This window comes from Streptomyces sp. ADI96-02, from assembly GCF_003846185.1.
Lineage (GTDB): Bacteria > Actinomycetota > Actinomycetes > Streptomycetales > Streptomycetaceae > Streptomyces.
In genome coordinates, this window is record NZ_ML123034.1 from 752890 (window position 1) to 765935 (window position 13046).

Genomic DNA, 13046 nt, shown 5'->3' on the forward strand with positions numbered 1-13046 from the left:
CCTTATTCTCTTTCCCTGACCACGTCCTGCGGGCATGCCGAAAGAGGGTCGAGGTTAGGATCAGGTTTTGAAAGTCGCCGCCGACCCCCGACTCAATGCCGTGTTGGGGTCAGGCAGGAGTACGACAGTACAGGCCGCCGACGCTCAGAGGCAAATCGTTTCCGGTGCACCTCTAGGTCCGCCAACCGGTAGGTCTCGGGCGGAACCGGGACTTCGTATGACTTACGCTGCTGAGCAGTACGCCGTCCCCCCATCAGCCGTGACGGCGACACCCGAATCTCCACCCCCTGGGAGGCTCCCCATGACCAACGTGACGTCCCCTCTTGCCGGACGTGCCATCGGACTCACCGCGGTTCCCGACCCGGTCTTCTCCGGGGCCATGGTCGGTCCCGGCACCGCCATCGACCCCGTGCGCGAGTCCTCCGAGGCCGTCTCCCCGATCGACGGCATCGTCGTCTCCCTCCACCCCCACGCGTTCGTCGTCGTCGACGACCAGGGCCACGGGGTCCTGACGCACCTCGGCATCGACACCGTCCAGCTCAACGGCGAGGGCTTCGAGCTGCTCGTCAACAAGGGGGACACGGTGACCCGGGGCCAGAGCATCGTGCGCTGGGACCCGGCCGGCGTCGAAGCCGCCGGCAAGTCGCCGATCTGCCCCGTCGTGGCCCTGGAAGCCACGCCGGACTCGCTCTCCGACGTCATGGAGACGGGCGACGTGAAGACCGGCGACACGCTCTTCGACTGGCAGTGACCCCGCGGGCGCGGTAACGGCAAGGTGCACGACCACCGCGGTGGCACGCTCACCGCACAACCGGAGACGGGTGAAATGGAGACAACGCTGCGAGGCGTCGGCGTGAGCCACGGTGTGGCCATCGGCGAGGTTCGGCACATGGGCACGGCGGTGCTGGAGCCGCCCGCCAAACAGATTCCCGCCGAGGAGGCCGGTCGCGAACAGGGGCGCGCCCGGCAGGCCGTGGACGCGGTCGCCGCCGATCTCGTCGCACGCGGGAACCTGGCCGGCGGCGAGGCCCAGCACGTGCTGGAGGCGCAGGCCATGATGGCCCAGGATCCCGAGCTGATGTCCGACGTGGAGCGGCGCATCGCTGTGGGCAGCACGGCCGAGCGTGCCGTGTACGACGCGTTCGCCGCGTACCGGGCGCTGCTGGCGGGCGCCGGCGAGTACCTGGCCGGGCGGGTCGCCGACCTCGACGACGTACGGAACCGGATCGTGGCGCGGCTGCTCGGTGTGCCGATGCCCGGTGTGCCGGACAGCGACGAGCCGTACGTACTGATCGCGCGGGATCTCGCGCCGGCCGACACGGCGCTGCTCGACCCGACGTTGGTGCTCGGTTTCGTCACCGAGGAGGGCGGGCCGACCAGCCACAGCGCGATCCTGGCGCGGGCTCTCGGCGTTCCGGCGGTGGTGGCGCTCCCCGGCGCGGGTGAACTGGCCGAGGGCACGGTCGTCGCGGTGGACGGCAGTACGGGCGAGATCTTCGTGGACCCGAGTGCCGAGAAGCGTGCGGAGCTGGAGAGTGCGGCGGCTGCTCGCAGGGCCGCGCTGTCCGCCTCGACCGGGCCGGGCGCGACGTCGGACGGCCACAAGGTGCCGCTGCTCGCCAACGTCGGCGGTCCGGGCGATGTGCCCGCTGCCGTCGAGGCGGGCGCCGAGGGCGTCGGGCTGTTCCGCACGGAGTTCCTCTTCCTCGACGACAGCGAGCAGGCTCCGTCGGAGGAGAAGCAGGTCACCGCCTACCGTGCTGTGCTGGAGGCGTTTCCCGAGGGCCGGGTGGTCGTGCGGGTGTTGGACGCCGGTGCGGACAAGCCGCTGGACTTCCTGACCCCGGCGGACGAGCCGAACCCGGCGCTGGGCGTGCGGGGGCTGCGGAGTCTGCTCGACCACCCCGAGGTGCTGCGGACCCAGCTGACCGCGCTGGCGAAGGCCGCCGAAGGGCTGCCGGTGTATCTGGAGGTCATGGCCCCGATGGTGGCCGACCGCGCCGATGCCAGGGCGTTCGCGGACGCGTGCCGGGAGGCCGGGCTGCGGGCGAAGTTCGGCGCGATGGTGGAGATTCCGTCCGCCGCCCTGCGGGCCCGGTCGATCCTGCAGGAGGTGGAGTTCCTGTCGCTGGGCACCAATGACCTGGCGCAGTACACCTTCGCCGCCGACCGCCAGGTGGGCGCGGTGTCGCGGCTCCAGGACCCGTGGCAGCCGGCGCTGCTGGACCTGGTGGCGCTGTCCGCCGAGGGGGCCAGGGCCGAGGGCAAGAGCTGCGGCGTCTGCGGCGAGGCGGCCTCGGATCCGCTGCTGGCCTGTGTGCTGACCGGGCTGGGTGTCACCTCCCTGTCCATGGGCGCCGCGTCCATTCCGTATGTGCGGGCGGCGCTGGCCAAGTACACGCTGGCGCAGTGCGAGCGTGCGGCCAACGCCGCCCGCTCGGCGGATTCCGCCGAGGAGGCGCGCAAAGCCGCCCAGGCGGTGCTGTCGGGCGAGTAGGTCCGGTGTGGAGTGGAGCAGGAGGGGCTTTCCGCTGGGGCGGGAGGCCCCTCCCGCGGTGTGCGGGCGGTCCCGGTCGTTCGGGGGCCGTCAGTGGTGCCGCTGTGCCTCGTCGGCTCCGATGTCGAATCCCGCGCAGTACTCGACGCCGGATTCCGGGGAGACGGGCTCTCCGGTCTCGGCGTCGGTGCAGTAGGCGTTGAAGACCTCGCCGGCGGTGAGCGGGGAGAGGGCCCCGTGGGCGAGGCGCCAGCCGTGGACGCGGTCGGGGGTGTCGGGCGCGGTGGTGCGCAGGACGACGCCTCCGCGTGATTCCAGGGCGACGGCCACCGCGAGCACGGTGGCGAACTCCGCTCCTTCGGAGGTGTCCAGTCGCGCCGGCCCGCTGCCGTCGCGGTGGGTATGGAGGACGGCCAGGAGCTGGTCCTTCTCCGTCGGGGTGCTGCAGACCAGGTGGTGGGTGCCCGGCCCGGCCGTCTCCAGCAGCCGGGTGAGGAGGTGGGATGCCCGGTCGAAGGCAGCGCGTCCGATGTCCTGGCCGCAGTCGGCGCAGGGGCCGAGGTCGGCGAGGAGGAGTGTGGCGTACTCCCAGGTGGCCTGGCGGACCGCGCGGGAGACCAGGAGCGGGATGAGCTCGCTCAGCGGCTGTCCGGTGTAGGCGACGGTGGCCCCGGCGGCGGCGATCTCCGCGGTGAAGCGGCTGCGGCTGGCTCCCGCGTCGGCGTCGAGTCCGGTCTCGGCGCAGAACTCGGCGTAGTCGTCGGGGTCGAAGAGGGCGAGGGTGGTGTGCATGCCCTGGGCGGCGAGGGTCTTGAGCAGGCTCTCGACCTGCTGGAGGTAGACGGCGTGGTCGTCGAAGGTGAAGGTGCGGTAGCGGCGCATGGCCGCGAAGTCCTGCTCGTCGGCCAGCAGGCCGATGGTGCTGGGAGCTTCGCGGCGCAGGGCGCGTCGCATGCTGACGGTGTTCCTGGTGTGGCCGGTGTGCGCCATGTGTCCCCCTGTGCGCGTCGAACTCTTGCTCACTCAGAGTAATCAGGGGGACTGACAACGGCTCCGTGCCCGGCGTCGGGCGGACCTCAGCCGCGGCGGCTGCGGGCCAGTTCGACGTAGAAGGGGAGCAGGGCGAGGTTGTCGACGGAGCCCGGGTTGACCGCCTTGGCCGGGTCGGTCCCCTGGAGGAGCCGTTTGACGGGTACTTCGAGGCGTTTGCCGGTGAGGGTGTGCGGGATGGCGGGCACCTCGATGACCTCGTCCGGCACATGGCGCGGGGAGAGGTTCTCGCGGATGGTGCGTTTGATGGCCGAACGGAGGCCGTCGTCGAGGGCGGCTCCGTCGGCGAGGTGCACGAAGAGGGGCATCCAGTAGCCGCCGTCGGGTTCCTCGATGCCGATGACGAGCGATTCGCGGATCTCGGGGAGCCGTTCGACGGCTTCGTAGATGTCTGCCGACCCCATCCGGACGCCCTGCCGGTTGAGGGTGGAGTCGGAGCGGCCGTGGATGACGACGGAGCCGCGGTCGGTGACGGTGATCCAGTCGCCGTGGCGCCAGACGCCCGGGTAGGTGTCGAAGTAGCTGTCGTGGTAGCGGCGGCCGTCGGGGTCGTTCCAGAAGCGGATCGGCATGGAGGGCATCGGCGCGGTGACGACGAGTTCGCCGACCTCGTCGATGAGCGGCCGGCCGGCCGGGTCCCAGGACTGGAGGTCGGTGCCCAGGCAGGCGGCCTGGAGCTCGCCGATGTGGACGGGCAGGGTGGGGACTGCTCCGGCGAAGCAGCTGCAGACGTCGGTGCCGCCGCTGACGGAGGCGATCCAGAGGTCGTCGGCGACTTCGTCGTGGAGCCAGCGGAAGCCGTCGGGCGGGAGCGGGGAGCCGGTGGTGGCGACGCACTGGACGCGGGAGAGGTCGAAGTCGCGGCCGGGGTGGACGTCCGCCTTGCGGCAGGCCATGACGTACGCGGCGGAGGTGCCGAAGAAGGTGGCTCCGGTCTGTTCGGCGACCCGCCACTGGGCGCTGACGTCGGGGTGGCCGGGGCTGCCGTCGTACAGGACGACGGTGGTGCCGGTGAGGAGGCCGGAGACGAGGAAGTTCCACATCATCCAGCCGGTGGAGGTGTACCAGAAGAAGCGGTCCTCGGGTCCGAGGTCGCAGTGGAGGCCGATCTGCTTGAAGTGTTCCAGCAGGATGCCGCCCTGGGACTGGACGATGGCCTTGGGCAGGCCGGTGGTGCCGGAGGAGTAGAGGACCCAGAGCGGGTGGTCGAAGGGGACCTGTTCGAAGACCGGTTCGGTGTCGGTGGAGGTGAGGGCGGCCCAGGAGAGCGCGCCCTCGGGTGCGTCGGTGCCGAGCAGCGGGATGTGGACGACGGCCCGCAGGGTGGGGAGTTCGGCGCGGAGTTCGGCGACGGTGGCGGTGCGGTCGTGTTCCTTGCCGCCGTAGCGGTAGCCGTCGACGGCGAACAGCACGACGGGTTCGATCTGCTGGAAGCGGTCGAGGACGCTGCGGGCGCCGAAGTCGGGGGCGCACGAGGTCCAGACGCCTCCGACGGCGGCGGTGGCGAGGAAGGCGACGACGGCCTGCGGGACGTTGGGGAGGTAGCCGCTGACCCGGTCGCCGGGCCGGACGCCCAGCGCGCGGAGTTCGGCGGCCAGGGAGCCGACCTGGCGGCGGAGCCCGGACCAGCTGACGGGGACCTGGGTGTGGGTCTCGTCGACGTGGAGCAGGGCCGACGTCTCCGCGCGGGCGGGGTCCTCGGCGGTGCGCAGGGCGTGTTCTGCGTAGTTCAGCGTGGCGCCGGGGAACCAGGTGGCGCCGGGCATCGCGCGGGTGGCCAGGGCGCTCTCGTACGGGGTGGAGAAGCGGACGTCGAACCAGTCGGCGACGGCTCTCCAGAAGGTGTCCAGCTCGTCGACCGACCAGCGGTGCAGTGCCGGGTAGCCGCCCTCGGCAGGGGCTCCGTACCGTTGCGCGGCCCAGCTCTGGAAGCGGGTGACGGCGGCGGTCGCGACGCGGTCGGGGCCGGGCTGCCAGAGGGGGGCGTCGTGCACGGGTGAGGTCATGGGGCTGCTCCCTGGCTGTACGGGTACGCGGGTGGGCGTGTCGCGCGCACGGGCTGGGGTGTGCGCGTGAGCGGCTGACAGGGACGATGCCATGTGATCGTCCGCGGCACCAGGGTGGGCCCGGGGCGGACGGGCGGCGGTGGGCCGCGCCGGCCCGGGTGAACGGGAGTTGAACGGGGCGTTCTGCGGCTCGGCCGGGTGGCAGGGTGTGCGCCATGGACGGTCGTGGCCTGGTGCGTCGGGTGGGGTTGGTCGGTTCGGTGCGCGGGCTGCGCACGCTGCGCTCGGCGTGGCGGCGGCGGTCCGCCGACGCGCGGGCGCTGCCGCCGCGGGGTGCGGAGCGGGCCCGGACGCCGGGTCCGCTGACGGGTGCGAAGCCGGGGCCGGGCGGGGGCGTGGTGCGGTTCGCCCGTTCGGAGCTGCGGATCCGGGTGGCGGTGGGCGGCGCGGTGTTCTGGGCGTGGGACGGGGCGGGTCCCCTTCCGTCGTACGCCCTGGCGGGCGAGGCTCCGGCGCCGGATCCGCGGGCGGTGCTGGAGCCGGACAAGGACGGCGGCTGGCAGGTCGTGTCGGAGCGGCTGACGGTGGTGGTGTCGCGCGAGGGGGCGGTGGAGCTGCGGACGCCGGGCGGGGTGCTGCTGAGGCGGGAGCTGCCGCCGCGCTGGTGGGAGCCGGTGGGCGGGGGCGCGGTGCGCTGGGTGCAGCGCTCGGAGGTGCCGGCGGACGCGCGGTTCTTCGGGCTGGGCGGGCGGGCGTCGGGGCCCCGGTTGCGGGACGGGGTGTACGGGCTGTGGAACACCGATCCGGGCGGGCGCTTCGGCCCGCAGGACGATCCGCTGTATCTGACGATGCCGGTGCAGGTGGTGGTGTCGGACGCGGGGACGCATCTGGCGTTCCACGACAACACCTGGGCGGGCCGGGTGGTGCTGCACGAGGGCGAGGAGGGCGCCGGGTCGGGGCACGACCGGCCGGGGACCAGTGAGGTGCGGATGGAGGGCGGTCCGCTGCGCTGCTGGGTGGTGACCGGGACGCCTGCCCGGGTGCTCCAGGGGTGGACGGCGCTGACCGGCGCTCCGGCGCTGCCGCCGTCCTGGGCGCTGGGTCCGCAGCACGCCCGGTGGGGGTTCGGCGGCGAGCGGGAGGTGCGGCGGGTGGTGGCCGGGTACCGGGAGCGGGGGCTCGCGCTGTCGGTGCTGCATCTGGACATCGACCACTACGACGCGCATCAGGTGTTCACGGTGGACCGGGAGCGGTTTCCGGCGCTGCCCGCGCTGGCGGAGGAGCTGCGCGGGGAGGGGGTGCGGCTGGTGTCGATCGTGGACCCGGCGGTGAAGGCCCGGCCGGGCGGCGCGGTGTTCGACGGGGGTGCGGCGGTCGGGGAGCGCGGGGCGTTCGTGCGGGACGCGACGGGCCGGGTGGTGGTGGGCGAGGTGTGGCCGGGGGCCTGCGTCTACCCGGACTTCACCGATCCGCTTGTGCGGGATTGGTGGGGATCTCTGTACGCGGAGCGGCTTGCGCAGGGCTTCTCGGGTGTCTGGCACGACATGAACGAGCCCGTCTCGTTCGCCGCCTTCGGCGATCCCTCGCTGCCGCGTTCGGCCCGGCACCGCCTGGAGGGGGCGGGCGGGGACCACCGGGAGGCGCACAACGTCTACGGGCTCGCGATGGCGCGCGCCGGGTACGAGGGGCTGCTCCGGCTGCGTCCCGGGGAGCGGCCGTTCCTGTTCTCGCGGTCGGGCTGGGCGGGGCTGCAGCGGTACGGGGGCACCTGGTCCGGTGATGTGTCGACGGGGTGGCCGGGGCTGCGGGCCTCGTTGTCGCTGGTGCTGGGGCTGGGGCTGTGCGGGGTGCCGTACTCGGGTCCGGACGTGGGCGGGTTCGACGGGTTCCCGTCGCCGGAGCTGTATCTGCGGTGGTTCCAGCTGGGTGCGTATCTGCCGTTATTCCGGACGCATGCGGCGATCGGCGCGGGGCGGCGGGAGCCGTGGGAGTTCGGGGCCGAGGTGCTGGAGCACGCGCGGGCCGCGCTGGTGGAGCGGGAGCGGCTGCGCCCGTACTTCGTGACGCTGTCGCATCTGGCGCGGCTGTCGGGGGCTCCGTACGCGCGGCCGTTGTGGTGGGGGGCTCCGGGCGACCGGGCGCTGCGGGACTGCGAGGACGCCTTCCTGCTGGGCGACGCCCTGCTGGTGGCTCCGGTGCTGGAGCGCGGGGCGGTGCGGCGGGCGGTGCGGCTGCCCCGGGGGCGGTGGTACGACACGGCGACCGGGCGGGCGTACGAGGGGCCGGGGCAGGTGGTGCTCGACGCGCCGCCGTCGCGGATTCCGGTGCTGGCGCGGGCCGGGGCGGTGGTCCCGGTGCTCGGCGCGGACGGCGGGCTCCGGCTGGAGGTGTGGGCGCCCGCGCCGGGGCGCGCCGGGGGCGGGCTGGTGGTGCGGGACGCGGGCGACGGATGGGAGCGGGCGGAGGTGGAGCGGTACACCTCGCGCCGGGAGGGCTCGCGTGTGGTGGTGGAGCGGGAGGGCGGTGCGGAGGTGGACCTGCCGGTACGGGTGCGGGGGCTGGAGGGCGTTTCGCCGCCCGCGCCGGAGGGGTGAGCGGTGGCGGGGACCGGGTCGGCGGGCTCTCCCCCGCGACCGGCGCGGCCCGGTGGCGTCAGCGGTCGTCGTAGCGGCCGGCGAACCAGGCGGCCACGGCCCGGGTGTGCAGCGGAAAGGCGAGCTCGCGCGGGCCGGGCAGGATCTCGTATCCGGAGGTCTCGTCGGTGGGGGCCGGGGGTGGGAGGCTCGACCTCGGGCGTGGCGGCAGCAGGCCGAAGACCAGGAGGTGTCCGTCGGGGGCGCTGAGGACGTCGGCCAGGCGCACGTCCTGGGCGTCGGCCTCGATCCCGGTCTCCTCGCGCAGTTCCCGTACGACGGCCCGGCGCCAGTCCTCGGCGTGGTCGATGAAGCCGCCCGGCAGGGCGGTGCCGCCCTTCCGCGGCTCGATGGTGCGGGTGATGGCGACCAGGCCGGTGCCGTCCGTTCCGGTGCCGTCCGTTCCGGTGACGGGGAGCAGGGCGACGGCCACGGGGAGCGGGTTGCGGTACGCGGTGGTTCCGCAGCGTGCGCAGGTGCGGGGCCAGGCGTCGGCGGCCGGGAGGCCGGTGTACGGGGCGCCGCAGGCGGCGCAGTGGCTGTCCCCGGCGTACCGGGGCGGCTGCGGGCCGGAGGCGGGGCTCCGGCTGGTCTCGGACACGGGCGGACTGTATCCGACCCGTCCTTTCGCCGTCCTCCCCGTCCTCCCCGTCCTCTCGCCCGCGCCGCCGAGGTGGTGGACGATGTCGGCATGACAGGAACGCGTACCGCTCCCCGTGCCCTCGCCACCGCTGCCGCCGCCCTGTTCGCCGTGACCGCCGTCCCGCCCGCGGCCGGGGCGCAGGAGGGGCCGAAGGCGCCCGAGGAGTTCGTCTCGCTGCGCTCGGTGGATCCGACGATCCTCCAGGACATGCGCTACGCCACGGCGCACAACTTCCTCGGTGAGCGGGTGGACGGCTACCGGCAGCCCCTGTGCGTCCTGACCCGGCCCGCGGCCCGTGCGCTGCACCGGGCGCAGGAGCGGCTGCTGCGCCGGGGGTACTCGCTGAAGGTGTACGACTGCTACCGGCCGCAGCGGGCGGTGGACCAGTTCGTCCGCTGGGCGCGGGATCCGGACGACCAGTCGATGAAGGCGGAGTTCTATCCGCGGGTCGACAAGTCCCGCCTGATCCCGGACGGGTACATCGCGGAGAAGTCCGGGCACAGCCGCGGCAGCACGGTCGATCTCACCCTGGTGCGACTCCCGGCCGCGCCGACCCGGCCGTACCGGCCCGGCGAGCGGCTGGTCCCCTGCTTCGCGCCGCAGGACAAGCGGTTCCCGGACAACTCGGTGGACATGGGGACCGGTTACGACTGCTTCGACGCCCTGTCCCATACGGACGACCCGCGGATCGGGGGCGTTCAGCGCGCCAACCGGCAGTTCCTGAAGCGGACGCTGGGCGATCTCGGTTTCGTCAACCTGCCCGAGGAATGGTGGCACTTCACGTTCACACCGGAGACGTTCCCGGACACCTACTTCGACTTCCCGGTCTCCGAACGCTCGCTGAGCGGCGCCCGGTAGCCGGGAAAGGACCGCAGGGACGAGGGCCGTTCGGCGAACGGGCAACCGGGACCACCCCCGTGGGCTCCGGCAGCCCGTTCTTCGTCTCGGACGCGAAAGAGGCGTGTCCGGTTGCGCTTCGGGCGGTTACGGTGCCCGTATGTCACAGCAGACGTTCGATTCGTACGAGGAATTCTGGCCGTACTACGTGGCGATGCACTCGCGTGCCGCCACCCGCTGGGTCCATCTGACGGGCACGCTGACCGGGCTCTCGATCGCCGCGTACGGGCTGGCGCGGGGGCGCGCGCGGTATCTGGCCGCTCTGCCGCTGATCGGGTACGGGACGGCCTGGCCCGCGCACTTCCTGATCGAGAAGAACAACCCGGCCACGTTCGGGCATCCGGCTTGGTCGCTGCGGGGCGACGCGCAGATGATCGGGATGATGCTCGCCGGGCGCGACGCGGAGCTGGCGGAGACCGCTGCGAAGTGGCTGGCCGAGCGCCGCTGAGCCGGCCCGTCGAGGCGTTCGGCGGAGGATTTTCGCGCCGGGGTGGGCGAGCCGCGCCTCTCGCCGGGCGCGGTTCCCCGTGGCACACTTCTGACGTTCCGTCAGCTCTGTTGCCGGGGAGGGGCTTTGTCGCGCACACGCACACCCGTGGTGGCCGGATGGTTCACCGAGGACGTCTCCGAGGAGGACTTCCGGCTGCTGGGCACCCGCTGTTCGGCCTGCCGGTCGGTCCACTTCCCCCGCGAGGACGGCCGCTGCCGGAACCCCGGCTGCCCGGGTGGTGAGCTGGAGGAGGTGCCGCTGTCGAAGCACGGCACGGTCTGGTCGTGCACCGACTCCCGCTACCGGCCCCCGCCCCCGTACGCCTCCGACCCCGGCGTCCCGTGGACGCCGTTCACCCTGGTCGCCGTCGAGCTGGCCGCCGAGCGGATGGTGGTGCTGGGGCAGGCCGCGCCCGGGGTGGGCGTGGCCGATGTGCCCGTGGGCTCGACGGTGGAGGTCGTGCCCGGCGAGCCGGCCGGCTGCGCGGCGGCGGACGGCGGGTGCGCGACGTGGCACTGGCGGCCCGTCGCGCGCGCCGAGGGGCCGGGTGCGCCATGAACGGCGACGTGGCGGTGCTCGGGGCCGGCATGCACCCCTGGGGCAAGTGGGGCCGGAGCTTCGTGGAGTACGGCCGGGCGGCGGCCGAGGCCGCTCTCGCGGACGCGGGCGTCGGCTGGCCCCGGGTGCGCTCGGTGGTCGGGGCGCAGACGGTCCGCGGCGGCTATCCCGGGTACGTGGCCGGGGCGACGTTCGCACGGGCGCTGGGATGGCAGGGCGCCACGGTGACGTCCGTGTACGCCGCGTGCGCCTCGGGGGCGCAGGCGATCGGCGCGGCGCGGGCCCAGATCCTGGCGGGGCTGGCGGACGTGGTCCTCGTGGTGGGGGCCGACGCCGCGCCCAAGGGGTTCTTCGCCCCGGCGGGCGGGGAGCGGCCGGACGACCCCGACTGGCTGCGCTTCCGGCTGCTCGGGGCGACGAACCCGGCGTACTTCGGGCTGTTCGCGCGTCGCCGTATGGCGCTGTACGGCGACTGTCCGGAGGACTTCGCGCTCGTCAAGGTGAAGAACGCGGCGATGGGCGCGCTCAACGCCCACGCCCGCTACCGGAAGCCGGTGACGGCGGCCGAGGTGGCGGCGTCCGCGATGGTCGCCGATCCCCTCCGGCTGCTGGACATCTGCGCCACCTCCGACGGCGCGGCGGCGCTGGTGCTGTCCAGCATGGACTTCGCCCGCCGGTCCGGAGCGGCCGATCCGGTCCGCATCAGGGCGGTCTCCACCGTGACGCCGACCTTCCCCCGGACGGTGCTGGACCTGCCGGACATCGGCACCGACTCGGCGGTCGCCGTGGACCCGCCGGCGGAGTCCTTCCGCGCCTCCATCGCCCGTGCCGCCTACGAGGAGGCCGGCGTGGGGCCGGAGGACCTGTCCCTGGCGGAGGTGTACGACCTGTCCACCGCCCTGGAGCTGGAGTGGTACGAGGACATCGGGCTCTGTCGGCCGGGTGAGGGCGCGAAGCTCCTGCGGGAGGGGGCGACAACGCTCGGCGGCCGTGTCCCCGTCAACGCGAGCGGTGGACTGGCCTCGTTCGGGGAGGCCGTGCCCGCGCAGGCCATCGCGCAGGTCTGCGAGCTGACGTGGCAGTTGCGCGCCCGGGCCGGGGACCGGCAGGTGGAGGGCGCGCGGGTCGGTATCGCCGCGAACCAGGGGCTGTTCGGGCACGGTTCGGCGGTGGTGGCGGTGCGCTGAGCGCCGGACCGTGCGGCCGGTACCCGTGTCGGCGGGGGTACCGGCCGCACGCGTCGGCTCTCAGGTGGCGACGGGCGCGCGGGCGCGCGCCGCACGCTCCAGGGCGTGCTCGACCACCGCGACCAGCACGTCGCGCGAGGAGGAGAAGTCCCGCGCGTCGCACAGGAGCACCGGCACCTCGGGGTCCAGGTCGAGGGCGGCCCGCACCGTCTCGGACGGGAAGCGGTCGGCTCCTTCGAAGCAGTTGACGGCCACCGTGAACGGGATCGACCGGCGCTCGAAGTAGTCGACCGCGGCGAAGCAGTCCTCCAGCCGCCGGGTGTCGGCGAGGACGACGGCTCCCAGGGCGCCCTGGGCCAGTTCGTCCCAGAGGAACCAGAAGCGGTGCTGCCCCGGCGTGCCGAACAGGTAGAGCACCAGGTCCTCGCGGAGCGTGATCCGCCCGAAGTCCATCGCCACCGTGGTGGTGGTCTTCTCCTCGACGCCGGCCAGGTCGTCCACCGGGCGGCCCGCCTCGGTCAGCCGTTCCTCCGTGCGCAGCGGCCGGATCTCGCTGACCGCCGCGACCATCGTCGTCTTGCCCACGCCGAATCCGCCCGCCACCAGGATTTTCAGCGTAACGGGCTCGACGGGCCGCTTCGTGCGGCTAGAGCGCCCGAAGGCCATTGATCACCTCGCGAAGAATGTTCACGTCCGGCAGTTCGGCCGGCGGAACGGGGCGGGTCACGTGCACCAGTTCGTCCTCGACGAGGTCGCCGACCAGGACCCGCACCACACCGACCGGGAGGTCGAGGCCCGCGGCGAGCTCGGCGATGGACTGGGGCGTATCGCTGCAGAGTTCTACGATCCGGACGTGTTCGGGCGCGAGCGTCTGGTCCCGGCCGGGATCGTCCGCGGCCGGTTCGGGCACCACAAGGGCGATCAGGTCGAGCCGGTGGCGGGTGGCACTGCTGGTACGCCCCCGGGTCATGGCGTACGGGCGGACCACCGGCCCCGCCTCCGCGTCGTACCACCGCGAGGACTGCGGATCGATGGGGCCGGGCGAGGATCCGGGGTCCGCGCCCCGGGGGGAGTCAGCGCTCATG

12 protein-coding genes are annotated in these 13046 nt (G+C 73.6%); 7 read left to right on the plus strand and 5 right to left on the minus strand.

Features of this window, described 5'->3' with window-relative positions; genetic code table 11:
* Positions 1-301: 301 nt before the first annotated feature.
* Positions 302-751: a PTS sugar transporter subunit IIA gene (locus EES43_RS03250; protein ID WP_124267260.1), complete on the plus strand. Its 450-nt coding sequence runs from the start codon at positions 302-304 to the stop codon at positions 749-751.
* A 75-nt stretch (positions 752-826) separates the two neighbouring features.
* Positions 827-2497: a phosphoenolpyruvate--protein phosphotransferase gene (gene ptsP / locus EES43_RS03255; protein ID WP_124267261.1), complete on the plus strand. Its 1671-nt coding sequence runs from the start codon at positions 827-829 to the stop codon at positions 2495-2497.
* A 90-nt stretch (positions 2498-2587) separates the two neighbouring features.
* On the opposite strand, the gene EES43_RS03260 is transcribed toward ptsP, so the two are convergent.
* Positions 2588-3487, minus strand: coding sequence for a hypothetical protein (locus EES43_RS03260; RefSeq protein WP_124267262.1), 900 nt, complete (start codon positions 3485-3487; stop codon positions 2588-2590).
* Between the two features lie 86 nt (positions 3488-3573).
* On the minus strand, positions 3574-5553 hold the full coding sequence (locus EES43_RS03265) for an acetoacetate--CoA ligase (protein ID WP_124267263.1): 1980 nt from the start codon (positions 5551-5553) through the stop codon (positions 3574-3576).
* Positions 5554-5768: 215 nt separating this feature from the next.
* Here EES43_RS03265 and EES43_RS03270 point away from each other — a divergent pair, with 215 nt between their 5' ends.
* Positions 5769-8147 carry a glycoside hydrolase family 31 protein gene (locus tag EES43_RS03270; RefSeq protein WP_124267264.1) on the plus strand — a complete coding sequence of 793 codons (2379 nt, stop codon included), beginning with the start codon at positions 5769-5771 and terminating at the stop codon, positions 8145-8147.
* A 58-nt stretch (positions 8148-8205) separates the two neighbouring features.
* Here the strand turns inward: EES43_RS03270 and EES43_RS03275 are convergent, their stop codons facing one another.
* Entirely contained in the window at positions 8206-8787 is a 582-nt protein-coding gene (locus EES43_RS03275; RefSeq protein ID WP_124267265.1) for an NUDIX domain-containing protein, read from the minus strand.
* A gap of 90 nt (positions 8788-8877) precedes the next feature.
* Here EES43_RS03275 and EES43_RS03280 point away from each other — a divergent pair, with 90 nt between their 5' ends.
* From EES43_RS03280 to EES43_RS03295, 4 genes are all read left to right on the plus strand, one after another.
* Positions 8878-9687, plus strand: coding sequence for a M15 family metallopeptidase (locus tag EES43_RS03280; RefSeq protein WP_124267266.1), 810 nt, complete (start codon positions 8878-8880; stop codon positions 9685-9687).
* A gap of 139 nt (positions 9688-9826) precedes the next feature.
* Positions 9827-10174, plus strand: coding sequence for an Mpo1-like protein (locus EES43_RS03285; protein ID WP_124271770.1), 348 nt, complete (start codon positions 9827-9829; stop codon positions 10172-10174).
* A gap of 126 nt (positions 10175-10300) precedes the next feature.
* Complete coding sequence (locus tag EES43_RS03290; RefSeq protein ID WP_124267267.1) at positions 10301-10774, plus strand: Zn-ribbon domain-containing OB-fold protein; 474 nt, start codon at positions 10301-10303, stop codon at positions 10772-10774.
* Entirely contained in the window at positions 10771-11961 is a 1191-nt protein-coding gene (locus EES43_RS03295; RefSeq protein ID WP_124267268.1) for a lipid-transfer protein, read from the plus strand. Before EES43_RS03290 ends, EES43_RS03295 begins: the two co-directional genes overlap by 4 nt.
* A 60-nt stretch (positions 11962-12021) precedes the next feature.
* Here EES43_RS03295 and EES43_RS03300 read toward each other — a convergent pair whose 3' ends face one another.
* On the minus strand, positions 12022-12627 hold the full coding sequence (locus tag EES43_RS03300) for a GTP-binding protein (protein ID WP_124267269.1): 606 nt from the start codon (positions 12625-12627) through the stop codon (positions 12022-12024).
* Positions 12608-13045, minus strand: coding sequence for a DUF742 domain-containing protein (locus EES43_RS03305; protein ID WP_124267270.1), 438 nt, complete (start codon positions 13043-13045; stop codon positions 12608-12610). Before EES43_RS03305 ends, EES43_RS03300 begins: the two co-directional genes overlap by 20 nt.
* Between the last annotated feature and the right edge of the window lies 1 nt (position 13046).